Origin of the sequence: Nonomuraea sp. NPDC000554 (assembly GCF_040300065.1) — a bacterium.
In the GTDB taxonomy this organism is placed as follows: domain Bacteria; phylum Actinomycetota; class Actinomycetes; order Streptosporangiales; family Streptosporangiaceae; genus Nonomuraea.
On sequence record NZ_JBEPDC010000005.1, the window covers coordinates 234,279 to 256,662 of the forward strand.

General features: G+C 71.6%; 24 protein-coding genes. 7 read left to right on the forward strand and 17 right to left on the reverse strand.

Going from position 1 to position 22,384, the window contains the following annotated elements; genetic code table 11:
• Position 1: 1 nt before the first annotated feature.
• Both ABT294_RS12340 and ABT294_RS12345 read left to right on the forward strand, forming a co-directional pair.
• Positions 2-493, forward strand: coding sequence for a CinA family protein (locus tag ABT294_RS12340; RefSeq protein ID WP_350805446.1), 492 nt, complete (start codon positions 2-4; stop codon positions 491-493).
• A gap of 301 nt (positions 494-794) precedes the next feature.
• Complete coding sequence (locus ABT294_RS12345) at positions 795-1,151, forward strand: helix-turn-helix domain-containing protein (protein WP_350805447.1); 357 nt, start codon at positions 795-797, stop codon at positions 1,149-1,151.
• Here ABT294_RS12345 and ABT294_RS12350 read toward each other — a convergent pair.
• A complete protein-coding gene (locus ABT294_RS12350; protein WP_350805448.1) occupies positions 1,148-1,927 on the reverse strand; it encodes a DNA-formamidopyrimidine glycosylase family protein in 780 nt (259 codons plus the stop codon). The genes ABT294_RS12345 and ABT294_RS12350 overlap by 4 nt on opposite strands.
• An 80-nt stretch (positions 1,928-2,007) precedes the next feature.
• On the reverse strand, positions 2,008-2,457 hold the full coding sequence (locus tag ABT294_RS12355) for an RrF2 family transcriptional regulator (protein ID WP_350805449.1): 450 nt from the start codon (positions 2,455-2,457) through the stop codon (positions 2,008-2,010).
• 223 nt (positions 2,458-2,680) lie between these two features.
• Here ABT294_RS12355 and ABT294_RS12360 point away from each other — a divergent pair, with 223 nt between their 5' ends.
• A complete protein-coding gene (locus ABT294_RS12360) occupies positions 2,681-3,862 on the forward strand; it encodes an ROK family transcriptional regulator (protein WP_350805451.1) in 1,182 nt (393 codons plus the stop codon).
• On the opposite strand, the gene ABT294_RS12365 is transcribed toward ABT294_RS12360, so the two are convergent.
• Genes ABT294_RS12365 through ABT294_RS12380 form a run of 4 tightly spaced genes read right to left on the reverse strand, consistent with a single transcriptional unit; the run spans position 3,852 to position 8,510 of the window.
• A complete protein-coding gene (locus tag ABT294_RS12365; RefSeq protein ID WP_350805452.1) occupies positions 3,852-5,291 on the reverse strand; it encodes a glycoside hydrolase family 3 protein in 1,440 nt (479 codons plus the stop codon). The genes ABT294_RS12360 and ABT294_RS12365 overlap by 11 nt on opposite strands.
• A 23-nt stretch (positions 5,292-5,314) precedes the next feature.
• A complete protein-coding gene (locus ABT294_RS12370) occupies positions 5,315-6,166 on the reverse strand; it encodes a carbohydrate ABC transporter permease (RefSeq protein ID WP_350805453.1) in 852 nt (283 codons plus the stop codon).
• Positions 6,166-7,173, reverse strand: a complete 1,008-nt coding sequence (locus ABT294_RS12375; protein WP_350805454.1) for a carbohydrate ABC transporter permease — start codon at positions 7,171-7,173, stop codon at positions 6,166-6,168. The genes ABT294_RS12370 and ABT294_RS12375 overlap by 1 nt, the downstream gene beginning before the upstream one ends.
• A 5-nt stretch (positions 7,174-7,178) precedes the next feature.
• Positions 7,179-8,510 carry an extracellular solute-binding protein gene (locus tag ABT294_RS12380; RefSeq protein WP_350805456.1) on the reverse strand — a complete coding sequence of 444 codons (1,332 nt, stop codon included), beginning with the start codon at positions 8,508-8,510 and terminating at the stop codon, positions 7,179-7,181.
• Between the two features lie 135 nt (positions 8,511-8,645).
• Between ABT294_RS12380 and ABT294_RS12385 the strand changes: the two genes are divergently transcribed.
• On the forward strand, positions 8,646-9,794 hold the full coding sequence (locus ABT294_RS12385; protein WP_350805458.1) for an ROK family transcriptional regulator: 1,149 nt from the start codon (positions 8,646-8,648) through the stop codon (positions 9,792-9,794).
• 93 nt (positions 9,795-9,887) lie between these two features.
• The gene (locus tag ABT294_RS12390) at positions 9,888-10,547 is read left to right on the forward strand and encodes a M15 family metallopeptidase (protein ID WP_350805459.1); all 660 of its coding nucleotides are present in this window, start codon (positions 9,888-9,890) and stop codon (positions 10,545-10,547) included.
• Here the strand turns inward: ABT294_RS12390 and ABT294_RS12395 are convergent.
• Positions 10,544-11,068, reverse strand: a complete 525-nt coding sequence (locus tag ABT294_RS12395; protein WP_350805460.1) for an RDD family protein — start codon at positions 11,066-11,068, stop codon at positions 10,544-10,546. The two genes, ABT294_RS12390 and ABT294_RS12395, sit on opposite strands and share 4 nt — an antisense overlap.
• Before the next feature lie 105 nt (positions 11,069-11,173).
• On the opposite strand from ABT294_RS12395, the gene ABT294_RS12400 reads away from it, so the two are divergent.
• Positions 11,174-12,259 carry a carboxylate-amine ligase gene (locus ABT294_RS12400; protein WP_350805461.1) on the forward strand — a complete coding sequence of 362 codons (1,086 nt, stop codon included), beginning with the start codon at positions 11,174-11,176 and terminating at the stop codon, positions 12,257-12,259.
• Between the two features lie 26 nt (positions 12,260-12,285).
• Here the strand turns inward: ABT294_RS12400 and ABT294_RS12405 are convergent, their stop codons facing one another.
• Genes ABT294_RS12405 through ABT294_RS12415 form a run of 3 tightly spaced genes read right to left on the reverse strand, consistent with a single transcriptional unit; the run spans position 12,286 to position 13,912 of the window.
• Positions 12,286-12,732 (reverse strand): hypothetical protein, encoded by a 447-nt coding sequence (locus tag ABT294_RS12405; RefSeq protein ID WP_350805462.1) that lies wholly within the window; start codon positions 12,730-12,732, stop codon positions 12,286-12,288.
• An 8-nt stretch (positions 12,733-12,740) separates the two neighbouring features.
• The gene (locus tag ABT294_RS12410; protein ID WP_350805463.1) at positions 12,741-13,604 is read right to left on the reverse strand and encodes a WXG100 family type VII secretion target; all 864 of its coding nucleotides are present in this window, start codon (positions 13,602-13,604) and stop codon (positions 12,741-12,743) included.
• The gene (locus ABT294_RS12415; protein ID WP_350805464.1) at positions 13,595-13,912 is read right to left on the reverse strand and encodes a hypothetical protein; all 318 of its coding nucleotides are present in this window, start codon (positions 13,910-13,912) and stop codon (positions 13,595-13,597) included. The genes ABT294_RS12410 and ABT294_RS12415 overlap by 10 nt, the downstream gene beginning before the upstream one ends.
• A 116-nt stretch (positions 13,913-14,028) precedes the next feature.
• Here ABT294_RS12415 and ABT294_RS12420 point away from each other — a divergent pair, with 116 nt between their 5' ends.
• Positions 14,029-14,415 carry a YbaB/EbfC family nucleoid-associated protein gene (locus tag ABT294_RS12420; RefSeq protein WP_350805465.1) on the forward strand — a complete coding sequence of 129 codons (387 nt, stop codon included), beginning with the start codon at positions 14,029-14,031 and terminating at the stop codon, positions 14,413-14,415.
• Between the two features lie 6 nt (positions 14,416-14,421).
• Here ABT294_RS12420 and ABT294_RS12425 read toward each other — a convergent pair whose 3' ends face one another.
• The 7 genes from ABT294_RS12425 to ABT294_RS12455 are packed head-to-tail and all read right to left on the reverse strand — an operon-like array spanning position 14,422 to position 22,363.
• Positions 14,422-15,171 carry a sulfite exporter TauE/SafE family protein gene (locus ABT294_RS12425; RefSeq protein WP_350805466.1) on the reverse strand — a complete coding sequence of 250 codons (750 nt, stop codon included), beginning with the start codon at positions 15,169-15,171 and terminating at the stop codon, positions 14,422-14,424.
• Entirely contained in the window at positions 15,168-16,982 is a 1,815-nt protein-coding gene (locus ABT294_RS12430; RefSeq protein WP_350805467.1) for a gamma-glutamyltransferase family protein, read from the reverse strand. The genes ABT294_RS12425 and ABT294_RS12430 overlap by 4 nt, the downstream gene beginning before the upstream one ends.
• A gap of 16 nt (positions 16,983-16,998) precedes the next feature.
• Positions 16,999-17,964, reverse strand: coding sequence for an ABC transporter ATP-binding protein (locus ABT294_RS12435; protein WP_350805468.1), 966 nt, complete (start codon positions 17,962-17,964; stop codon positions 16,999-17,001).
• Entirely contained in the window at positions 17,961-18,926 is a 966-nt protein-coding gene (locus tag ABT294_RS12440) for an ABC transporter ATP-binding protein (RefSeq protein WP_350805470.1), read from the reverse strand. The genes ABT294_RS12435 and ABT294_RS12440 overlap by 4 nt, the downstream gene beginning before the upstream one ends.
• Positions 18,923-19,798: an ABC transporter permease gene (locus ABT294_RS12445; RefSeq protein WP_350805471.1), complete on the reverse strand. Its 876-nt coding sequence runs from the start codon at positions 19,796-19,798 to the stop codon at positions 18,923-18,925. Before ABT294_RS12445 ends, ABT294_RS12440 begins: the two co-directional genes overlap by 4 nt.
• Entirely contained in the window at positions 19,791-20,750 is a 960-nt protein-coding gene (locus ABT294_RS12450; RefSeq protein ID WP_350805473.1) for an ABC transporter permease, read from the reverse strand. The genes ABT294_RS12445 and ABT294_RS12450 overlap by 8 nt, the downstream gene beginning before the upstream one ends.
• A complete protein-coding gene (locus ABT294_RS12455) occupies positions 20,750-22,363 on the reverse strand; it encodes an ABC transporter substrate-binding protein (RefSeq protein ID WP_350805474.1) in 1,614 nt (537 codons plus the stop codon). Before ABT294_RS12455 ends, ABT294_RS12450 begins: the two co-directional genes overlap by 1 nt.
• Positions 22,364-22,384 lie beyond the last annotated feature (21 nt).

Genomic DNA, 22,384 nt, shown 5'->3' on the forward strand with positions numbered 1-22,384 from the left:
CATGGTCGGGGCGGCGGAGGTGCTCTCCCTGCTGGAGCGGCAGGCCGCGACGGTGGCCGTCGCCGAGTCGCTGACCGGAGGGCTCCTCGGGGCCAGGTTCACGTCGGTTTCCGGCGCGTCCAGGACGTTCAGGGGCGGGGTGATCTCCTACGCCACCGACCTGAAGCACGCGCTGCTGGACGTCCCAGAGGAGCTGCTGCGGCGTGAGGGGGCCGTGCACCCCGATGTGGCGGCGGCGATGGCCAGCGGGGTCGCGCGGCTCTGTGAGGCCACGTACGGGCTGGCGGTGACCGGGGTCGCGGGGCCCGAGCCGCAGGACGGCAGGCCCGTGGGAACCGTCCATCTGGCCGTCAGCGGGCCCGGTGGGCAGATCTGGCGGAAACAGCTGAGCCTTGAGGGGTCGCGTGAACGTATCCGGGTAGAGACGGTGGACGAGGCGGTTGATCTCCTAGCAGGTGTGCTCAAGTCGAACACGAGGGAACATTCCGGGTGATTACTGTGTTACGTCCCCAGCGAACAAGCGGTGCACGATCTGACGCGGTGTCGGTGGATACGGGTACGGTGGAGCTGTGAGTGAGGTCCGTGAGCCATCCGCAAGCAGTCAGCGCCCGGCAGGCGGGCCTAATGAGTCGCGTAACGAACAGTCACGTAACGAATCACGAGCGGCAGGCCAGGGGCTGCGAACCCCGGTGATGACGGCGAGGAGTATGTACGAAGCGAAGAAGAAGGATGGGCGGCACGATCCGATCGCGCGAGGCGTGGTGAATGCATCCGCGCCGGGGAGGGAGCGACAGATGATTCTGCTGCGTCAGCTGCTCGGCGATGTGCTGAGGCGGTTGCGAATGCGGCAGGGACGCACTCTTCGTGAGGTGTCCACGGTGGCGCGTGTCTCGCTCGGCTACCTGTCCGAGGTCGAGCGCGGTCAGAAGGAGGCGTCCTCCGAGCTGCTCGCGTCGATCTGTGGCGCTCTCGGGGTGCCGCTGTCGCAGGTGCTGCGTGAGGTCTCCGACCAGTTCGCGCTGGCCGAACTCCAGGCCGCGCCCGTGCTCGCCGACGTCCCCGAACACGAGCGGCTGCCCCTTGCCGAGTCGGTTCCCGGGTCGATCTCCGACTCGGTGTTCCCCGAAGTCAAGGACATGGTGGCTGCCTAACCAGGCTGGCAGCCGCCGCACCACAGGATCAGCCGTTCCTGTGGCTGCGCCCCCATCTCCCCACGGCTGATGCGCGTGCCGCATCTGCGACAGGGCCTGCCTGCCCTGCCGTAGACCCACGTCTGGTTCGCCGGACGGCGGTCGCCTGTGGTCACCGTGCCCGCATGGCTCTTGTTCGCGTCCAGCAGCCGGTGCGCCAGCGTGACGAGCGCGCCCAGATCCTCGACGTCCCCCACCCGCCGCCACGGCCAGACGCCACGCAGGAAGAGCGTCTCGGCCCGGTAGATCGTGCCGATCCCGGCCAGGTTGCGCTGGTCGAGCAGGGCCTCCCCGATCGTCCGGTCAGGCGCCTGGCGCAGCCGCCGCACGGCCTCGTCCGGATCCCAGTCGGGGCCCAGCAGGTCGGGCCCCAGATGCCCCACCAACTGCTCCTCGTCTGACGTCGCCACCACGTCCACCATCCCGAGCCTGACGCCCACGGCCTGCCACTGCCGGCAGGCCAGGATCAGCCGCACCTGGTCGCCGGGCGGTGGCCGCCGCCCGGACGGCATGATCCGCCAGCTTCCGTCCATGCGCAGGTGCGTGTGCACGGTCACCCCGCCCTCGACCCTGGTGAGCAGGTGCTTGCCGCGCGACACGGTCGTCAGGACCTCGCGCCCGCTCAGGTCGGTCGTGGCGTAGCGGGGGACGCGGAAGTCCGAGCGGGTCAGAACCTGGCCGTCGAGGGCCCCGCGCAGCCTCGCGGCCGTGCGGTGGACGGCGTCTCCCTCGGGCATGCCACCCAGTCTAGGAAGCGGCCCACCCGTCGACCAGGGACGTCAGCTGGTCCGGGGTCGGCGTGTAGGGCGTCGCCGGGTCAGTCCCAGGCGGCGGGGTCGGCGGCGAGTTGGCGGACGCGTTCGGGAAGCGAGCCGGTGGCCACCTGGTCGAGCGTGACCTCCTCGAGGATCGCCCGCTCGGTGGCCCGCAGCGCGATCCACACCTGCTGCAGCGACTCGGCGGGCCCCCGGTAGCCGACGTGTTCGGGCCGCTCGCCGCGGACGTTGGCCAGCGGCCCGTCGACCGCCCTGATCACGTCGGCGAGCGAGATCTCCCCGGCGGGCCTGGCCAGCACGTATCCCCCCTCGGGGCCGCGCTGGCCGCGTACGAGACCGGCCCGGCGCATCTGGAGCAGGATGTTCTCCAGGTACTTGGGCGGCATGTCCTGCTCCTTGGCGAGTTCGCCCACGGTGGTCGGGCCGGCACCTGCAGCGGCGAGTTCGGCGGCGGCACGGAGGGCGTAGTCGACACGAGCGGATAGGCGCATGTTGTCGATTATCCCTCCTGGTCAACACTGGTTAGTCGCCAGGTCGCCCGAACCGGCCGCCGATGCCGGGTCTCCAGGGGCGTGAACAGTGTGCTCAACGATCGGGTACGCCGGTCCGGGACCGAGATGATCATGAGACGTCCTCGTGTTCACCTGCGCTGATAAGCGAGGGCCAGAGCGCTAAACTTCCAACAACCTTTTCGATATGGCGGTGGGATTCAGCGTGGAGCGACGCCCTGGTGTGCCCAGACTGCTCAGGGAGATCAACGACCGGGCCGCACTGGAGTTGCTCCTGGCCACCGGGCCGATGACCCGGGGCCAGATCGGCGACCTGACCGGGCTGTCCAAGGTCACCGCCTCGCAGACGCTGGCCAGGCTGGAGGAGCGCGGGCTGGTCGAGGTCGTCGGCGCACAGGCCGGGGGGCGCGGCCCGAACGCGGCCCTCTACTCCGTGATCCCGTCCAGCGGGTACGTGGCGGGCCTGGAGGTGGGGCCCGAGCTGATCTCCACGGCGGTCGCCGACATCCACGGGCGCACGATCGCCGAGGTGAGCGTCGAACCCAACGGCCACGACGACCCGGTCGCGGTGGTCCACGGCGCGATCGTCAAGGCGTGCCGCAGCGCCAGGGTCAGCCTCGGCAAGCTGCGCGGCGTGGTCATCGGCACGCCCGGCGTGGTCGATCCACGCAGCGGCGACGTGCGTTTCTCCTTCGACCTGCCCGGCTGGCACGAGGGCATCCACGAGGCGCTGGCCGGCGATCTCAAGCGCGAGGTGACGATCGAGAACGACGTGAACCTGGCCGCCATCGCCGAGCGCGTCGACGGGGCCGCCCAGGGGCTCGACGACTTCGTGCTGCTGTGGTCCAGCCGCGGCCTGGGCATGGCCGTGGTGCTCGGCGGCAAGCTGCACCGGGGGCGCTCGGGCAGCGCGGGCGAGATCGGTTACCTGCCCGTGCCCGGGGTCCCCCTGCCCGAAGACATCCGCACCCTGCCGGGGCGGCTGCCGTCGCTGGCGGGCGGCCTGCAGTCGCTGGTCAGCGCCGAGGCGGTGGCCGAGCTGGCGAGGGGGTACGGCTTCGCCGCCGAGAGCGCGGGGGAGTGCGTGCGGGTTGCCGTGGCGGCGGGAACCGGGGGCGAGCCGCTGCTGGACGAGATCGCCCACCGGCTGGCGCTGGGCGTCGCCTCGGTGTGCGTGATCCTCGACCCCGGCCTGGTGGTGCTGGGCGGGGAGGTCGGCCACGCGGGCGGCGACGCGCTGACGTCCCGGGTCGAGGAGGCCGTGGCCCGGATCTGCCCGGTCCGTCCCACGGTCGTCACGACCGCGGTCAGCGCCCCGAACCCGGTGCTGCGCGGCGCCGTCCTCGCCGCGCTGGAGCAGGCCCGGGAGGAACTTCTCAGGCAGTGAGAAGTTCGACGGCGGCCTGAGCGTTGGCCCTGGCCGCACCGTACGTGGCGATGTAGGCGGCGCTGCCGGGACGCCACACGGGCAGCCCCATCTCGATGACCGTGGTGTCCGGACGCGCCGCCACCAGGGCCGCGACCAGCGCGCGCCCGGCCTCGTGCCGGTGCGCGTCCTTGACCACCACGACCAGCGACCGGTCCCTGGCCTTGGCCAGCAGGCCGGGCACGTCCGCATCGGCGGGCTCGACCCGGAGGATCTCCGCGTCGGGCAGCCAGGGGCCGACCCCCCACGGCACGTCGCCGACGGCGATCGTCGGCGGCGTGTCCACCTCGATCACCACCGGCTCCACCAGCGGCGCCGGCGCCCCGGTGAGCCGGACGGCGCGGCGCGCGGCGTGCAGGCCGACCCCGTTCTGCTCGGCGGCGGTCCCGCCCGGCGCGCCGAACCATGCGCGCAGCGCCTCCAGCCTGGACGCGGCCTCCTCCAGCCGCGACAGCGGCAGGCGCCCGTCCTGCACCGCGGTCACGATCTCCGCGATGATGTTCCGCACGTCGTCGTAGGTCGGCTGCGGGCCCAGGCAGATCAGGTCGGTCCCGGCGGCCAGCGACAGCACGGCGCCCCCGGCGAGCCCCACGCCCCTGCTGATGGCGTGCATGTCGAGGGCGTCGCTGACCACCACGCCCTCGTAGCCGAGCTCGCCCCGGAGCAGCCCGGTCAGCGCCGCGCCGGACAGCGTGGCGGGCGTGTCGCCGGTCAGCGCGGGCACCGACACGTGCGCTGTCATGATCGACCTGGCTCCCGCCGCGATGGCGGCCCGGAACGGCGCCAGCTCGCGCGAGCGCAGGACGTCCAGGGAGACGTCCACGACCGGGATGGCCAGGTGGGAGTCGACGCGGGTGGCCCCGTGACCGGGGAAGTGCTTGACGCAGGCGGCCACGTTCACCGACTGCAGGCCCGTCACCGCGGCGACCGTGTGCCTGGCGACGAGGTCCGGCTCGTCGCCGAACGACCTGGTGCCGATCACCGGGTTGTCGGCCTCGGTGTTGACGTCGGCGTCCGGCGCCATGTCCAGGTTGACGCCGCACGCGGCCAGCTCCGAGCCGATCGCCCGGTACACCCGGCGGGTCAGCTCGACGTCGTCCACCGCGCCGAGCGCGGCGTTGCCCGGGTACGGGCTGCCGACGTGGTAGGCCAGCCGTGTGACGTCGCCGCCCTCCTCGTCCAGCGAGACGACGGGCTCGCCCGCGCTCCTCAGCGAGGACGTGAGGGACCGCAACCGGTCCGGGTCGGCGACGTTGAACCCGAAGAGCGTCACGCCCCCCAGGCCCTGTTCCAGCTCGCGCAGCACCCACGCGGGCGCCTCGGTTCCCTGGAAGGCGACGAGCAGCGTGCCGGCCGCGAGGCGGCGCAGCCCCCGATCACTCTGACTCATGGCTCCTCATGTGACGTGCGTTCTCAGCCCTTCACGGCCCCGGCCACCAGGCCGGAGACCATGCGGCGCTGTACCAGCAGGAAGAAGATGACGACCGGGAGGGTCATCATCGTGGAGCTGGCCATGATCGCGCCCCAGTCCGTGCCCCGCTGCCCGAAGAAGTACTGCAGGGCCACGGGCATGGTGTAACCGGACGAGTCGCTCATCAGGACCAGCGCGAAGATCAGCTCGTTCCAGGCGGTGATGAACGAGAAGATGCTGGTCGCCACCAGGCCGGGCGCGACCAGGGGGAACAGCACCTTCCAGAACGTGGCGAAGCGCCCGGCGCCGTCGATCCACGCCGCCTCCTCCAGCGACCTGGGCACGGCGGCGACGAACGTGCGCAGCATCCAGATGCCGAACGGCAGCGTGAGGCCGACGTTGACGACGATCAGGCCGAGCAGCTGGTCGTACAGGCCGAGCCGCTTGACGCTGAGGAACAGCGGGATGAGCAGCGCCTCCGACGGGATCATCTGCACGATGAGCAGCAGGATCAGGAACGTGTTGCGTCCCTTGAACCTGAAGCGGGCCACCGCGGTGGCCGCCAGCAGCGAGAACACCGCTCCGATGAGCACCGTGCCGAGCGCCACGATCGCGCTGTTGCGCATGTACAGCCAGATCGAGTGCCCCGCCACGCCCTCGGTCAGCACCCGTTGCAGGTGCTCGAAGGTGAAGTGCGTGGGGAACGGGACGAAGCTGGTGGTGAAGATCTGGTCGTTGGCCTTGAAGGAGGTGGCGACCATCCAGTAGACGGGGAAGATCGCGAACAGGAACACCAGGACGCCTGTCGCGTTCAGCGCGATCCTGCCCAGCCGCCTGCGCGCGAGCGGGCTCATCACATCTCCTCCTGCTTGACCAGCTGCCGGACGTACACCGCGGTGACGACGAGCAGGATCACCGTCAGCACCATGGCGATGGCCGCGCCGGAGCCCATCTTGGGCGGCGGGCGGAACGCCTCGGCGTAGGAGTACAGCGACAGGTTGAACGCCTCACGGTTGGCCGGGCCGCCCATGAGCACGTACAGCTGGCTGAAGACCTTGAAGTCCCAGATGATCGACAGCACGGTCAGCACGGCGAACACCGGCTTGAGCAGCGGGAAGGTGATCTTCCTGAACGTCCGCCAGGCGGACGCGCCGTCGACCTTGGCCGCCTCGTACAGCTCGGCCGGGATGCCCTTCACGCCCGCCAGGACGGACACCGCGATGAACGGGAAGCCCGCCCAGACGACCGTGATGACCAGCACCATGTAGATCGACCAGGCGTCGTTCAGCCACGGCTCGCCGGTCCAGTCGGCCCGGCCGAAGAGCAGGTTCGACAGCCAGTCGGGCAGCAGGTTCAGCGCCCAGTTGACGATGCCCGCCTCGGCGTCGAACAGCCACTTCCAGATGATGCCCTGCGCGACCGGCGGCACCGCCCAGGCGAACATGATGCCGATGACCACGAACGCGGACATCTTCCTGCCCAGCTTGTTGAGCAGCAGCCCCACCGCGGTGCCGACGACCAGCGTCAGCGTCACCGCGACGACGGCGAAGACGACCGTGTTGCGCAGCGCGGACCAGAAGACCTCGTTGCTGAGGATCCGGTCGAAGTTCTCCCAGCCGACCCAGGTGGCCGGCTTCTTGCCGCTGATCTGGACGAGCCCCACCTTCTGGAAGGCCATGACGGCCACCTGTACCAGCGGGTAGAGCAGGAGCGCGCCGATCACCAGCAGGCCGGGGACCAGCAGCACGTACGGGATGGACCAGTTCGGCAGCCCGCGGGCCTTGGCAGCCGGGCCGCCTCGGCGCCGCCCCGGGGTGGAGGAGCGGCCTCCACGCCGGGGGAGCGTTGACGTGTTCGTCATGCGGGTCAGGACGCGTTGAGGATGTCTTCGAGCTCCTTGTTGGCCTTGGCCAGGGCGTCGTCAGCCGACGACTTGCCCTCGATGACCGAGCGCGCCGCGTTCTGCAGCACCGCCTTGGTCTCGTTGGCCTCCGTCCACTGCGGGTCGGCGGGGAAGGCCTTGGCCTTGGCGAAGGCGGCCGCGAACGGGGCCTGCACCGGGTCGCCGGCGAGGGCCGCCAGGGCGTCGGGGTAGACGGGCAGCAGGCCGCCCTCGGTGGCGTACTTGTCGCCCCACTCCTTGCCGGAGGCCAGCTTCACGAACTCCTTGGCCGCGTCCTTCTCCTTGGCGCTGCCCCACACGGCGATGTCGTTGCCGCCGAGGAAGGACTGCGCCTGGCCGCCGTCCTTGGACGGGAGCGGGAAGAAGGCCAGCTTGTCGCCCTTGAGCTTGCCCTTGCTGTCCTGCTCGATGCCCGCCAGGTCCCACGACGCGGTCAGGTACATGCCGACCTTGTTGTTGGCGAAGCGGGTGCGGATGTCGGTGGTGTTCTGGGTCAGCCGCGACTTGCTCGACAGGCCGTCGGTGACCAGCGAGGTGTACTGGGCGAAGCCGGCCTTGAAGGTGGGGTCGGTCAGCTTGCCGACCCACTTGTCGCCCTCCTTGACGGCGTAGTCGCCGCCCGCCGTCCAGGCCAGCGCGCCGAGCAGGTGGTTGGCGTCGGAGCCGCCGTTGAAGGCGAAGCCGTCGACGTCCTTGCCCTTCTTGGCCTGGATCTTCTTGGCCGCGGCCACGAGCTCGTCCCAGGTCTTCGGGACGTCGATCTTGAGCTCCTTGAACCAGTCGGCGCGGTAGAGCACCGCGCGGGTGCCGCCGCCCCACGGCACGGCGTAGGTCTCGCCGTCGATCGTCTCCAGGCCCATCAGGTTCTTGGGGATCTGGGTCTGGTCGCCCGCCGTCACGATGTCGGTGATCGGCTCCAGGGCCTCCTGGCTCTGCCAGAGGGGTACCTGGTCGTTGCCGATCTCGGTGACGTCAGGCCCGGTGCCGCCCGCGGCGGCGGCCGTGAACTTGTCGTTCACCTGCGGCCACGGGATCCACTCGACCTTCACCTTGGCGCCGGTCTGCTTCTCGAACTCGGCCACCAACTGGTCGGTGTACGCCTGCGCCTTGGGGTTGCTGTCGCCGAGGCGCCAGAAGGTCAGCTGCTTGCCCGCGTACTTGGGGCCGCTGGCCGAAGCGGAGGCCGCCGCGCTCGGCGAGGACGCCGCGGGTGTCTCCGACGAGCCACACGCGGCCACGCCCAGGGCCAGAGCGGCCGTGGTGACCGTAGTGGCGGTGATCTTCGCGATCTTCACAGGTTCTCCCTTCCCGGGTGCCGGCCCACGGTCCCGCACCAGGCTGATCGTCAAGTCGAACGACTGCTGATAAACTAACAAGAAACTTTCTTAAAAGAAACGGACCGTTAGCCGATCGTGACGGAGGCGCCCTCGATGAGCCGAAGCCCGGGAACCCCCCGGCTCCTACGCCGCTTGAACGACCGCTCGGCACTCGAACTCCTCCTGGAGGACGGCCCGCTGACCAGGGCCGAGCTGGGAGAGCGGACCGGCCTGTCCAAGGTGACCGCGGGCCAGCTGCTGGCCCGCCTGGAGGAGCGAGGGCTGGTGGAGGTCGCCGGAGAGCGTGCGGGCGGCAGGGGCCCGCACGCCGCGCTCTACGCCGTGGTGCCCTCCAGCGCCTACGTCGCGGGGGTGGAGGTGCTGCCCGAGAGCCTGACCGTGGGCGTGGCGGACATCACCGGCACGATGGTGACCGAGGTGACGGTCAACCTGTCCGACGGGCGCGAACCGGTCGCGGCGGTGCACTCCGCGGTGCGGCGGGCGTGCAAGTCGGCCGGTGTCGACCGGTCGCGGCTGCGCTCGTTCGTCATCGGTACCAGGGGCGTGGTCGATCCGGCCAGCGGCGACGTGCGGTTCTCCTACGACCTGCCGGCCTGGCACTTCGGCGTGCTCGCCAGCCTCCGCGAGACGCTGGGCGTGCCGGTGACGATCGAGAACGACGTCAACCTGGTCGCGCTGGCCGAGAGCCGGCACGGCGCGGCGGTGGGGGTCGAGGACTTCGTGGTGCTCTGGGCGGGCGTGGGTCAGGGGCTCGGCGTGATGCTCGGCGGCCGGCTGCACCGGGGCACCAGCGGGGGAGCGGGCGAGATCGGCTGGCTGCCGGTGCCGGGCGAGCCGCTGCCCGCCGACGTCTCCCAGCCGCAGTCGGGCTCGTTCCAGCGCCTGGTCGGTCACGAGGCGCTGAGCGGGCTCGCCGCCGCGCACGGGGTGCCCGGCGAGACGGTCGCCGACCAGGTGCGCAGCGGCGGCGAGGCGTACCTGGACGAGATCGCGGCACGGCTGGCGCTGGGGGCCGCAGCCGTGACCGTCGTCCTCGACCCGGGGCTGATCGTGCTCAGCGGCGCCATCGGCAGGGCGGGCGGGCCGCGGCTGGCGGCCAAGGTGGAGGAGGCCGTGGCCCGCGTCTGCCCGAGCCGTCCCACCGTCGTCGTGACCGGCGTGGCGGGCAACCCCATCCTGCGCGGCGCTCTCGTCGCGGCCCTGGACCAGGCCCGTGAACAGGTCTTCTCCGACACGGTGTGATCGCGCGATGTTCCGGGCCTTCCGGTACGGGCGTGCGGCGCGTTCCGTGACCCGCGGGCGGGGAGAGCCCGAGGTGTGTGAGAATTTCTGCCCATGTGGCAAGCGTCGAGCGACATCGTGCTGATCTCCGACCCGCGGGTGGCCGCGATTCCCGTGCGAGAGTGTGGGGAGCCGCTGGCCGACGTGCGCGGGCGGCTGCGCGTGGACTCCCGGATGGCCGACGCCGAGGGCGCGTACGCGCACCTGCGCGCGGGGCTGCTGGCCCGGCTGGAGCGGGCCGAGCGGCTGCTGCCCGACGGCTACCACCTGCTGGTCGTCGAGGGCTACCGGCCGATCGCGACCCAGCGCCGGATCTTCGAGGAGTACCGGACGGAGCTGCAAGCGACATTCCCCGAAATGTCGCCCGACGAGTCATATATCGCGGCCAGCCGTTACGTCTCCCCGGTCGAGGTCGCTCCGCACACCGCCGGAGCCGCCGTCGACCTGACCCTCTGCGCCCCCGACGGCACCGAGTACGACATGGGCACCCAGGTCGACGACAACCCCGAGCAGAGCGACGGCGCCTGCTACACCGCCGCGCCCAACATCTCCGCCGAGGCCCGCGAGAACCGCAAGATCCTCGCCGCCGCCCTGGAACCCGCCGGCCTGGTCAACTACCCCACCGAGTGGTGGCACTGGTCCTACGGCGACCGTTACTGGGCGCTCGCCACGGGGGCGTCCGCCGCGCTGTACGGCCCCACAGAGCTGCCCTAGGTTCCGACGACCCTGGTGCCGCAGAGCCGGTCGTAAAGGGTCCGGCCCGAGCCCAGGAACAGCGTGAGCCCGTACAGGCCGAGCAGCCCGTAGGTGGTGACGGCCAGCGCCAGGTCGCGCGGGCCGAACTCGCCCTTCGGCCACGCGAGCAGGTCCCAGACCATGGTGTGGGCCACCTCCCACGGCAGGAGCACCTTGAGCGCCGTCCGGGCGAGCGCCACCGGCCTGCTCGGGCGGGCGCCCGAGAGGGTCTCCACCCTGAGGCCGAGCAGGCGCTTGCCGGGCGTCGCCTGCCGCGCGGACCACTCCCGCGAGGCCAGCCAGACCGTGACGGGAACGGAGAGGAGCGCCGCCGCGATCACCTGGGCGAGAATTCTGCTCCCGAGGCCGTCGACGACGGGGACGACCATGATCCCCGCGAAGGAGAGCGGGACAAAGACGGCCGCCAGCGCGACCGCGTAGGCCAGGACCAGGCCGTAGTCGATCAGTGTGGCCGCCACTCTGCGCAGGGCCTTGGCCATGCTCGTCTCCAGGGTCGGGGGGTCGCTGAAGGTACCGTATCCGGCGTCACCTCGACTCTGCCCCGATCGAGGGTGATTGTGCGGAAATAGGGGCATATATCACGCGTGACTCCTCTTATCGGGATCGAGGAGGAGTACCTCGTCGTCGATCCCTGGACGCGCCACGTGGTTCCCCGGGCGGCAGAGGTGTTGGCCGCCGCGACAGACGTCCTCGATGTGACTCACGAGATCACCCGTTTCCAGGTGGAGGCGCGCAGCGTGCCGTCCGCCGACCTGAACGAGCTGGGAGTGCGGCTGCGCGCCACCCGCAAGGAGGTGGCCGCGGCGGCTCGCTCGTGCGGGCTGGCCGTGGTCGCCAGCGGCATCCCCGTGCTCGGCGACGTCGTGCCCGCCCCGCTCAGCGACGATGCCCGATACGAGCAGGGCCGGGTCCTCTACCGGGCCTTACAGGACGAGATCAGCATCTGCGCCCTGCACGTCCACATCGACGTGCCCGACGAAGAACACGCCGTCTACGTGGGCAACCACCTGCGGCCATGGCTGCCGACGCTGATCGCGCTGGCCGCCAACTCGCCGTTCTTCGTCGGCCGCGACACCGGGTACGCGTCCTGGCGGGTGATCTCCTGGGGGCGCTGGCCGGTCTCCGGCGCTCCTCCGTACTTCCCGACGTTCGCCGACTACGAGCAGGCGCTGCACGCGCTGTCGCGCTCCGGCGCGCTGATGGATCCGAAGACCGTCTTCTGGGACACCCGTCCGTCGCCCACCCTGCCGACGGTCGAGGTGCGGGTGGCCGACGTCCCGCTGGACGTCAGCGACAGCCTCACCCTCATCGGGCTGATCCGCGCCCTGGTGGTGACCGCGCTCGCCGACGTGGCCCGCGGCGACCGCGGCCAGCCGTACCCGTCGGAGGTGTTGCGCGCCGCCTACTGGCGCGCGGCCAGGGACGGACTGCTCGGCGACAGTCTGGACGTCCGGGAGGGCACGCTGGTGCCCGCGTCCGTGATGGCCGGGCGCCTGCTCGCCCACGCGCGCCAGGCCCTGGACGACTCCGGCGACCTGCCCTTCGTCGAGGAGGGCATGGACCGGCTGCTCAGGCGCGGCTCCGGCGCGGTACGCCAGCGCCAGGCGCACGCCCGCACCGGTCACCTGGCCGCCGTCGTCGACGACCTGATCGAGGCCACCGTCGCCTGAGGCCGCTCGCGCCCCGGGGCCGGACGTCAGTCCGTCGCCTCGGGCCCCGCCGACCACGAGTGGCGCACGAGGCTCAGGGCCGTCTCGCCGTACGCCTCGGGGTTCCAGCCGTCGCGCACGAAGAGCTTCGCCACCACGTCCGAGCAGGCCGCGTCCGCCTGGACGGGCTCGTCGAGGAGTCGCGCCGCCGCGGCGAGGTCGTTGACGCGGACCTCGTATCGGGCCTCCACCCGCACCACGTCCGGCTCGCCGCCCTGCTCGGGCTCGTCGGTCAGGTCGTCCTCCAGATCGCTGAACGGGTCGCCCCAGCCTGTCTGCTCGGCGCACGCCGTCGCGTAGCCGAGGGCGGAGGACCGCAGGCGGTTCAGCGCCGCCGCCACGCGCGGGTAGTCGTCAGGGGTTCCGGTGACGACCCGGGCGTGCTCCTCGATCGCCGCGCTCAGCTCGGCGGCCTTCTGCAGGAGGTCTTCCACCACTTCTCCTACTTCTTGTTGTACGGATAGTGCTTGGTGTGCGAGATCTCGCCGTTTTTGTTGACGTAGTCGACGTGTACATGGTCGCCCTTGGAGCATTCTTCTCGCACCTTGGCACGTCCGCCCCGCTTGGCGTCCTCCTTGGCCTCTTCCAGGGCCTCGTCGCGGCTGCCCCAGCGGCTGGTGCCCGAATTCGACTTGCTCGGAGCGTTCTTACGGAAGATGGGCAGGCTCAGCCCACCGCCGGGCCGCTCCGGCGCGTAGGGATCACGGAGCGGGCTCGACGGCAGCCGACCCGGCCCCCCGGCCGGCACGGGCCCGCCGAGCCCCGGCGCCCTCAGTGAGCCGAGGACGCGCTCCATGGGTTCCCTGACGCGCCCCGCGAGGACCGACCCCAGCCGATTGCCCAGTCCCTCCGACACCTGGCGGTTGATCCGCTGGACCGACCTGCGTGCCGCGTAGATCCTCGCGGCCGCGAGGGCCCCGCCGACGCCCCCCGCGAGCAGGGCCGGGCCTGCCTGGGCGAGGCTCAGCACCTGCGACACGGAGGCGACCTTGCCTGCGGTGACCACCGAGGCGGCGCCCTCCAGGATCGCCGGCGCGGTGCGGGCCGCGGTCGCGGCCTGCTGGAGGTGCCCACCGCCGCCGGTCTCCTGCCAGTAGCCGGCCAGTTCGGCCGCCGAGCGGCCCTGGTAGCCGTCCATCACCTGGTGGACGGTGCGGTCAGAGCCGTCGGTGACCGTGGTGATGTGGTCGCCGACCGTCCGCCACGCGTCGGCGTGGGCGAGCATCTCATCCTCGTCCACGTTCGGAAAGGGGACGCCGATCAGGCTGAACAGCGCGTCGACCTCGGGCGGCACGGTCAGACCCACGTGGCGCCCCCTCCCGGCGCCACCTGTGCGGCATCCGCGTCCTTGGCCGTCTCGGCGGTGTCATGGAGTCCGGCGCCCGTGGCGCCCAGCGCACCGGTGAGTGCTGTGAGGGCGGTGACGCTCGCGCTCATGGCCGCGGTGTAGGCGGCGGCGAAGGCTCCGACGAGGCCGTCGTCCCCCCACGACGCGCCCTCGGCCCCCCTCGACTCCAGAAGGCGCACGGCGGCGGCGAAGTCGCTCTCGTGCCGTCGCATCTGCGTCGAGGCGGTCTCCACTGCTCCCAGATCGAGCTTGATTCCGTCCTGCATCCGCCCGAAGCTACGGTAGACAGCTAATGATCGTTATTGCATCGAAAAATCTGTAAGTGTCGGATGTACGGTGATCGATACGGTGAGAATGCCGGTCTAGGCGAAGGGGGATCGGCATGCGGCCGTCGTCGGCGTCCGAGGATCGGGAGTACCTGGAAGACCTCCTGGAACAGGCCTCCGGCCTGCTGCGCAGCATGGCCGAGGCCCAGGCGAGGCTGAACGGCGTCACCGGCGAGGGCGTGGGTCCGGAAGGGGTCGCGCACGTCGTCGCCGACCGGGGCGGGCGCATCCAGCAGATCACGCTGCTGCCGCGGAGCATGCGGTTGACCGCCGAAGTCCTCTCCGGCGAAGTCCTCTCCGCCGCCCAGAACGCCCAGCAGGACGCGGAGGAGCAGTCGGCCAGGATTCTCAGCGACGTCCAGGCCCGCGCCGACGCCGTCCCGGACCCGCTGGACGAGACCTTCGTTCAGGCGCGGCTCGAGCAGGTCCTCCGCGACCTCTGAGGGCTCTCACCGCAGCGCGAGCACCGCGGCGACGCCCAGCCCGAACGCGACCACCACGCCGCGCAGGACGGCGGGCGACATCAGCCGCGCCAGGCGGGTGCCGAGGAAGCCACCCACCAGGCTGGCGGGCGCCACCACCGCCACCGCCTCCCACCGCACCGGCCCGAACAGCGAGAACGCCACCACCGACACGCTGCTGACGACCAGCGACAGCGCGGCCCTGACGGCGTTGACCCTGTGCAGGTTGTCGTGCAGGAACATCCCCAGCACGGCCAGCAGCAGCACGCCCATGCCGCCGTTGAAGTACGCGCCGTAACAGCCGCCGAGGAACGCCCCGGCGTGCACCCACCTGCTGGGCGGCCGGTCGTCGTCGCCGCCGAAACGCTTGCGCAGCCACGGCTGGGCCAGCAGCGCCAGGCTGGCGAACGCCACCAGCCACGGCACCAGCGAGTCGAACAGCTTGCCCGGTGTGAGCAGCAGCAACGCGCTGCCCGCGATCGCGCCCAGCATGGCCGTGACCGACAGCAGCACCGTCCTTCGCCGCTGCCCGCGCAGCTCGGCCCGGTAGCCGAGCACGCCGCCGAGGTAGCCGGGCCACAGGGCCACGGCGTTCGTCACGGAGGCCGAGATGCTCGGCTGGCCGAGCGCCAGCAGCGCGGGGAAGGAGATCAGGGTGCCGCCGCCCGCCAGCGCGTTGACCGCGCCGGCGAGCAGCCCCGCCCCGGCCAGGAAGGCGATCTCGGTGAGCGGGCTCATCGTCCCACCGCGTAGCCCTGTGCGCCGCGCGGGTTGGCGGCGGCCTTCAGGAAGCCGCCGTCACGGGCGACCGCGCTGAGCCTGCCGAGTGTCCACGGACCCTGCACCTCCACCTGGTGGCCGCGCCGCCGCAGCTCGGCCACGACCGCCGGATCCACCCGGTCCTCCACGTGCAGCACCCCGGGGCGGGAGCCGCGCGGGAAGAACGAGCTGGGGAAGTGCTCGGAGTGGAACATCGGCGCGTCGATGGCCTCCTGGAGGTTCAGACCGCCGTGGACGAGCGCGAGGAAGAGGTTCACGCTCCACTGGTCCTGCTGGTCGCCGCCGGGGGTGCCGAACGCCAGCCACGGCCTGCCGTCCCTGAGCGCGAACGACGGCGACAGCGTGGTGCGCGGCCGGGCGCCGGGACGCAGCGAGGCGGGCAGCCCCTCCTGGAGCCAGAACATCTGCGCCCGCGTGCCCAGGCAGAAGCCCAGCTCGGGAAGGGGGGGGGAACTCTGCAGCCAGCCGCCGCTCGGGGTGGCCGACACCATGTTGCCGTGCCGGTCCACGACGTCCACGTGGCAGGTGTCGCCGCGCACGCTGCCGTCGGCGGAGACGGCCTGCTCGCCGACCGTCGGCTCGCCCACCCCCCGGGGAGCGCGCGCGCCGGAGACGCCCGGCGCGTTGCTCGCGGTGCCGGGCGCGGGGAAGGCGGGCAGCCGCGGCGCGCGCCCGCCGGGCGCGCCCGGACGCAGCTCCAAGCTGGCCTCGGCGCCGACCAGCGCGCGCCGGCCCGCGTTGTACTCCGCGCCGAGCAGGTCGGCCATGGGGACGTCCGCGTCGCCGTACCAGGCCTCGCGGTCGGCGAAGGCCAGCTTCGCCGACTCGATCACCGTGTGGACGTAGTCGGCGCTGAGGTGCCCCATGCCGGACAGGTCGAAGCCCGACAGCAGCGCCAGCTGCTGCAGGAAGACCGGCCCCTGCCCCCACGGGCCCGTCTTACAGACGGTGTGCCCGTGGTAGTCGAAGGTGACGGGCTCCTCGACCGACGCCGTCCAGCCGGCCAGGTCCGCGCCGGTGAGCAGCCCGCCGTGCACCTCGCCCGAGCTGTCACGCCAGGCGGTCTTCGCGCTGAACTCGGCGATCGCCTCGGCCACGAACCCCTGGTACCACGCCTGGCGGGCGGCGGTGAGCTGCCCCTCGCGGGTGCCCGACGCGGCCTGGGCCTCGGCCACCAGCCGGCGGTAGGTGGCGGCGAGCACCGGGTTGGCCAGCCGGCCGCCGGGCTGCGGCACCCGCCCGCCCGGCAGCCAGGTGGCCGCCGAGGTCGGCCAGTCCTCGGTGAAGAGCTGCGCGACGGAGGCGATCGTGGCGGAGATCCGCTCCAGCACCGGGACGCCGTGCTCGGCGTAGTGGATGGCAGGGGCGAGCACGTCGGCCAGCGACCAGGTGCCCCAGCGCTCCAGCATCAGCATCCAGCCGCCGAACGCCCCCGGCACGGTCGCCGCGAGCAGCCCGGTGCCAGGAACGACGTCCAGGCCCAGGTCGGTGAAGCGGTCGATGGTGGCGGCGGCGGGGGCGACGCCCTGCCCGCACACCACCGACACCTTCTGCTCGGCCTCGCTCCACAGCAGGATCGGCACCTCGCCGGCGGGCCCGTTCAGGTGCGGCTCGGCCACCTGGAGCACGAAGCCGGCGGCCACCGCCGCGTCGAAGGCGTTCCCGCCGCGCTCCAGCACGCCCATCCCGGTCGCGGAGGCCAGCCAGTGCGTGCTGGCCACCATGCCGAAGTCTCCGGTCAGCTCTGGCCTGGTGGTGAACAAACTCATTCCTCTCCTTGGACGGTCATCGGCCGGTGGCGTCGGGGACGCCGTCAGCCGTGACCAGGTGGCAGGCGGCCGGATGGCCGCCCGCGCGCGGGTCGGTCAGCTCGGGTTCGTCGGTGCGGCACCGGTCGAACGCGAGCGGGCATCGGGTGTGGAAGCGGCAGCCCGGCGGCGGATCGAGCGGGCTCGGCACGTCGCCGCCGAGGACGATCCGGCGCCGCTGCCGCTGCTTGGCCGGGTCGGCCACCGGGGCGGCCGACAGCAGCGCCTGCGTGTAGGGGTGGCGGGGCTCGGCGAAGATCTGGGCCGTCGGCCCGGACTCGACGATCTTCCCCAGGTACATGACGGCGACCCGGTCGGCCAGGAACTCCACCACCGACAGATCGTGGGTGATGAACAGGCAGGAGAAGCCCATCTCCCGTTGCAGGTCGCTGATCAGGTTCAGCACCGACGCCTGCACCGACACGTCCAGCGCCGACACCGGCTCGTCGGCCACCACCAGCTTGGGCCCCAGGATCAGTGCGCGGGCCAGCCCCACCCGCTGCCGCTGGCCGCCTGACAGCTCGTGCGGGAAGCGCGAGCCCATCTCCGGCCGCAGCCCGACCTGCTCCAGCATGGCCGCGACCCGCGCGCCCACCTCCCGCCTGGTCGCCGCCCTGTGCCGCAGCAGCGGCTCGCCGACGATCTGCTCGATCGTGAAGCGCGGGTTGAGCGAGGAGTAGGGATCCTGGAAGACCATGTGGACGTCCCTGCGCAGCGGGCGCATGGCCCGCCGCGACAGGTGGGTGATGTCGCGCTCGTCAAGGGCGATATTGCCGGAGGTCGGCTCGGTCAGTCGCAGCACACACTTGCCGACCGTGGACTTGCCGCTGCCCGACTCGCCCACCAGGCCGAGCACCTCGCCCTCGCCGATCTCCAGCGACAGGCCGTCCACGGCGCGGACCTGGCCGTAGTGCTTGACCAGGTTGTCGATCCGCAGGATCACGAGTGCCCTCCCGGGTGGAAGCAGGCCGCCAGATGGTGTTCCGCCTGCTGGACGAGCGCCGGCCGCGCCAGCCGGCAGTCGGCCTGGACGCGCGGGCAGCGCGCCTGGAACGCGCACTCGTCCGGGTCCGACAGCGGTGAGGGGACCATGCCGGGGATCTCCGCGAGGCGCCCGTCGACCGCCGCTGACGGCAGTGCCTTCATCAGCCCGGCGGTGTACGGGTGGAGCGGCCGCGCGAACAGGTCCTCGACGGGTGCCTGCTCGACGGCCCGGCCCGCGTACATGACCACGGCCCTGTCGGCGATGTCGGCGACCACGCCCAGGTCGTGCGTGATGAGGATGATCGCGGTGCCGAGCCGGTCGCGCAGGTCGCGGAAGACGTCCAGGACGCCGGCCTGGATCGTCACGTCCAGGGCGGTGGTGGGCTCGTCGGCGATCAGCACGCGGGGCGAGCAGGCGACCGCGATCGCGATCATCACGCGCTGCCGCATGCCGCCCGAGAGCTGGTGCGGGTACTCCTGGACGCGGCGTCGCGGCGCCGGGATGCCGACCAGCTCCAGCAGCTCGACGGCGCGTTCCCTGGCCGCTCCCCGGGTGAGGCCCTCGTGCCTGCGCAGCACCTCGGCGATCTGGTAGCCGACGGTGAACGACGGGTTGAGCGAGGTCATCGGCTCCTGGAAGACGACCGACACGTCCTTGCCGCGCACCTGTCGCATCGCCGGTTCCGGCAGCGTGGTCAGCTCGCGCCCGTCCAGCCTGACCGAGCCCGACAGCCTGGTCGTGTCGGGCGGCAGGAGCCGGGGCACCGACATCGCGGTGACCGACTTGCCGCAGCCCGACTCGCCGCACAGCGCCAGGATCTCGCCCTCGTCCAGGGTGAGCGAGACGTCCCTGACCGCCTGGACGAGCCCGTCCTCGGTGGCGAAGTCGACCGTCAGATGGGTGATCTCCAGCAGGCTCATCGGCCGCTCCTCGGGTCGAGAACGTCGCGCAGGCCGTCGCCCAGCAGGTTGAAGCCGAGCGTGGCCAGCGCGATCATCAGCCCCGGCCAGATCGCCAGCCAGGGGGCGACGTCCAGGTACTGCTGGGCGGTGGTCAGCATGACGCCCCAGGACGGAGTCGGCGGCTGCACGCCCAGTCCCAGGAACGACAGCGTCGACTCGCCGATGATCGCCGCCGGGATCGCCACCGTGGCCTGCACGATGAGCGGGCTCGCGCAGTTCGGCAGCACGTAGCGGAGCAGGATGTGGCGGTCGGTCGCGCCGTCGGCGACGGCCGCGGCCACGTAGTCCATCTCCCTGATGTGCAGCACCTCGCCCCTGGTGATCCGGATGACCGCCGGGAGCTGGGAGAAGCCCAGCGCCAGCACCACGCCCTTCAGCGACGGGCCGATGATCGCCGCCAGCCCGACCGCGAACACCAGGAACGGGAACGCCAGCGTTACGTCCACCAGGCGCATCACGATCGGGTCCAGCCAGCGCCGGTAGAAGCCGGCGACCAGCCCGATCGGGATGCCCACCGCCATCGCCAGCAGCGTCGACAGCACCCCGGCCTGCAACGACACCGTGGCTCCGTGCGCGATCCTGGCCAGCACGTCGCGGCCCAGGTCGTCGGTGCCGAGGGGGTGCGCGCCCGACGGTGCGGCCAGTGTGGCCAGGTAGTCCTGCTGGGCCGGGTCGCCCGTCACCAGCGGGCCCGCCAGCGCCAGCAGCAGGAACGCCGCGACCAGCACCAGCCCCGTCATCGGCATCGGCCTGCGCCGGAAGCGCCGCCACAGCCTGCGCCTGCGGTCGGCCCTGCCGGTCCTGATCGGCACGGTCAGCGTCTCAGCCATGACCGCCTCCCGACAGCCGGATGCGCGGGTTGAGGAAGGCGTAGGCGATGTCCACCAGCAGGTTGACCAGGACGTATCCGATCACCGTGATCAGCACCACGGCCTGGATGACCGGATAGTTCCTGGTGAGCACCGCGTCCACGGTGAGCTTGCCGAAGCCGGGGATCACGAAGATCTGCTCCGTCACCACCGCGCCGCTGATCAGCGCGCCGAGCTGCAGGCCCAGCACGGTCACCACGGTCGTCAGGCTGTTGCGCAGCGCGTGCGCGCCCACCACCTTCGCCTCCGACAGGCCCTTGGACCTGGCGGTGCGGACGTAGTCGGCCGACAGCGCGCCCAGCATGGCCGAGCGGGTCTGCCGCATCAGGATCGCGGCGAACCCCGCCCCGAGCACCAACGCGGGCAGCAGCATCCGCTGCAGGTTGCCGGCAGGGTCCTGGCTGAACGGGACGTACCCGGACGCCGGCAGCCAGCGCAGCGTGACCGCGAACAGCAGGATGCCCAGCAGACCCAGCCAGAAGTGCGGCACCGACAGCCCGGCGAGGCCGAAGCCGGTGGCCAGGTAGTCGGGCAGCCGTCCGCGCCGCACCGACGCCACGATGCCCGCGCCCAGGCCGACCACCACCGCCACCAGCATGGCCAGGGCCGCCAGCTCCAGCGTCACCGGCAGCCGCTCGGCGAGGATGTCGGCCACCGGGATCTGGTCCTGCGTGGACCGGCCGAGGTTGCCCGACAGGGTCTGCCCGACGTAGTCGAGGTACTGCGCGGGCAGCGGCTTGTCCAGCCCGAACTCGTGGCGGATCGCCTCGACCACGGCCGGAGAGGCCTCCTGGCCGGCCATGACCACGGCGGGGTCGCCCGGCAGCGCCCTGATCCCGAGGAAGATCAGGACGCTGGCCAGGAACAGCACGAGCACCGCCGATCCGCAGCGCCTGAGGATGAACCAGAGCATTACGCGGCGAACCCAGCGCTGACGAACCGGGGCAGGCCGTCCTTGAAGTACTGGACTCCGGCGACGGTCTTGTGCATGCCCAGGTAGTACTTGTTGTGGTACAGGTACAGCACCCCGCGCACCTCGGCCGCCTTCTGCATGGCCTTGGCGTACAGCGCGGCCCGCTCGGTGACGTCCGTGGCCGCCGCGGCCTCCTTGATCGGGTCGTCGATGCCCGGCTCGGACATGCCGCCGTAGTTGTTGCTGCCCTGGGTGGTGATCAGGTTCGTCAGGTTGCCGTCGGGGTCCACCCGGCCCGACCAGCCGTTCAGCACCGCGTCGAACTTGCCGGACTTGCCCTGCTCCAGTGTGGCGACGAACTCGGCGGTCTGCACGCTGACGTTGAAGCCCGCCTCCTTGGTCATCTGCTGGATGACCTGGGCCAGCCGCTGGTTCGTGGCGTCGTTCGGCGCGGTCAGCGTGACCGGGATCGGCGTGGGCACACCGGACGCCTGGACGAGCTGCTTGGCCTTGGCCAGGTCACGCTTGGGGCACTGCAGGCCGGCGTCGCGGAACTGGCTGTCCTTGGCGACCGGGAAGCAGTCGGCCTCGTACAGGCCGTTGTAGACCGTCTTGTTGATCACGTCGCGGTCGAGCGCGAGGTCGAACGCCTCGCGCAGCTGCGGGCTCTTGGCCAGCGCGGTGTTGACCGGGCCCGGCTTCTCGGTGGAGCCGCCGGCATTGCCGACGTTGATCGTGATGCCGTAGTAGCCGAGCCCGCCGCCGGACACGACCTTGAGGTTGGGGTCGGCCTGCACGCCCGCGACCGTCGTGGTGGCGAGCTGGTCGGCCACCTGCACGTCGCCGGACTTCAGGTTCGCGGCCCGGACGTTCGGGTCCACGATGATTTTGTATACGATCTTGTCGAGCCTGACCTTGGCGGCGTCGTAGTAGTCGGCCGCCCTCTCCAGCACGATCTGGCTGCCGGAGGTCCGGCCGGCGAACGTGAACGGGCCGACACAGACGGGGCCGGCGCCGAAGTTGTCACCGCCGGCGTCGAGCGCCTTGGGCGACATGATCATCCCGGCGCGGTCGGCGAGCTGCGCCGTCAGCGGCGTGAAGGCCCGCTTGAGGGTGAGTTTCACGGTGGACGCGTCCACGACGGTCACCTTCTCGACCGCCTCCAGGTCGGCCTGGCGGGACGACTTCTCCCAGGTGCGGTGGCGGTCCAGCGACTTCTTGACCGCTTCGGCGTCGAACGCCGTGCCGTCGTTGAACTTCACGCCCTGGCGCAGCTTGATCGTCACCTCCTTGCCGTCGCCCGAGACGTCCGGCAGGGCGGTGGCGAGCTGCGGCACCAGCGTGGACTCGGCGTCGATGTCGAAGAGCTTCTCGCACATGTTCGCGAACACCTCGCGGCCCACGAGCGTGGTGGAGCTGCTCGGGTCCAGCGCGTCGGGATCGGCGTTGAGCGCGACGTTCAGCGTGCCGCCGCCCTTCACCGCGCGGTCGTCCGCCGAGGCGTCGGCCACGGACGGGGGAGCGGACGTGCCGCTCGAACCGCTGCCGCCGCAAGCCGTCAGTGCGAGTGGGAGTACGGCGAGCGCCGCGACGAGCCTGGGGGACGGTCTCATGGTGCCTCCGAAGGGGGGAAG

Coding starts and splice junctions, on each gene's coding strand:
- ABT294_RS12340 (WP_350805446.1), top strand. CDS start 2: ATGGTCGGGGCGGCGGAGGTGCTCTCCCTGCTGGAGCGGCAGGCCGCG.
- ABT294_RS12345 (WP_350805447.1), top strand. CDS start 795: ATGATTCTGCTGCGTCAGCTGCTCGGCGATGTGCTGAGGCGGTTGCGA.
- ABT294_RS12350 (WP_350805448.1), bottom strand. CDS start 1,927: ATGCCCGAGGGAGACGCCGTCCACCGCACGGCCGCGAGGCTGCGCGGG.
- ABT294_RS12355 (WP_350805449.1), bottom strand. CDS start 2,457: ATGCGCCTATCCGCTCGTGTCGACTACGCCCTCCGTGCCGCCGCCGAA.
- ABT294_RS12365 (WP_350805452.1), bottom strand. CDS start 5,291: ATGAGTCAGAGTGATCGGGGGCTGCGCCGCCTCGCGGCCGGCACGCTG.
- ABT294_RS12370 (WP_350805453.1), bottom strand. CDS start 6,166: ATGAGCCCGCTCGCGCGCAGGCGGCTGGGCAGGATCGCGCTGAACGCG.
- ABT294_RS12375 (WP_350805454.1), bottom strand. CDS start 7,173: ATGACGAACACGTCAACGCTCCCCCGGCGTGGAGGCCGCTCCTCCACC.
- ABT294_RS12385 (WP_350805458.1), top strand. CDS start 8,646: ATGAGCCGAAGCCCGGGAACCCCCCGGCTCCTACGCCGCTTGAACGAC.
- ABT294_RS12390 (WP_350805459.1), top strand. CDS start 9,888: ATGTGGCAAGCGTCGAGCGACATCGTGCTGATCTCCGACCCGCGGGTG.
- ABT294_RS12395 (WP_350805460.1), bottom strand. CDS start 11,068: ATGGCCAAGGCCCTGCGCAGAGTGGCGGCCACACTGATCGACTACGGC.
- ABT294_RS12415 (WP_350805464.1), bottom strand. CDS start 13,912: ATGCAGGACGGAATCAAGCTCGATCTGGGAGCAGTGGAGACCGCCTCG.
- ABT294_RS12420 (WP_350805465.1), top strand. CDS start 14,029: ATGCGGCCGTCGTCGGCGTCCGAGGATCGGGAGTACCTGGAAGACCTC.
- ABT294_RS12425 (WP_350805466.1), bottom strand. CDS start 15,171: ATGAGCCCGCTCACCGAGATCGCCTTCCTGGCCGGGGCGGGGCTGCTC.
- ABT294_RS12430 (WP_350805467.1), bottom strand. CDS start 16,982: ATGAGTTTGTTCACCACCAGGCCAGAGCTGACCGGAGACTTCGGCATG.
- ABT294_RS12440 (WP_350805470.1), bottom strand. CDS start 18,926: ATGAGCCTGCTGGAGATCACCCATCTGACGGTCGACTTCGCCACCGAG.
- ABT294_RS12445 (WP_350805471.1), bottom strand. CDS start 19,798: ATGGCTGAGACGCTGACCGTGCCGATCAGGACCGGCAGGGCCGACCGC.
- ABT294_RS12450 (WP_350805473.1), bottom strand. CDS start 20,750: ATGCTCTGGTTCATCCTCAGGCGCTGCGGATCGGCGGTGCTCGTGCTG.
- ABT294_RS12455 (WP_350805474.1), bottom strand. CDS start 22,363: ATGAGACCGTCCCCCAGGCTCGTCGCGGCGCTCGCCGTACTCCCACTC.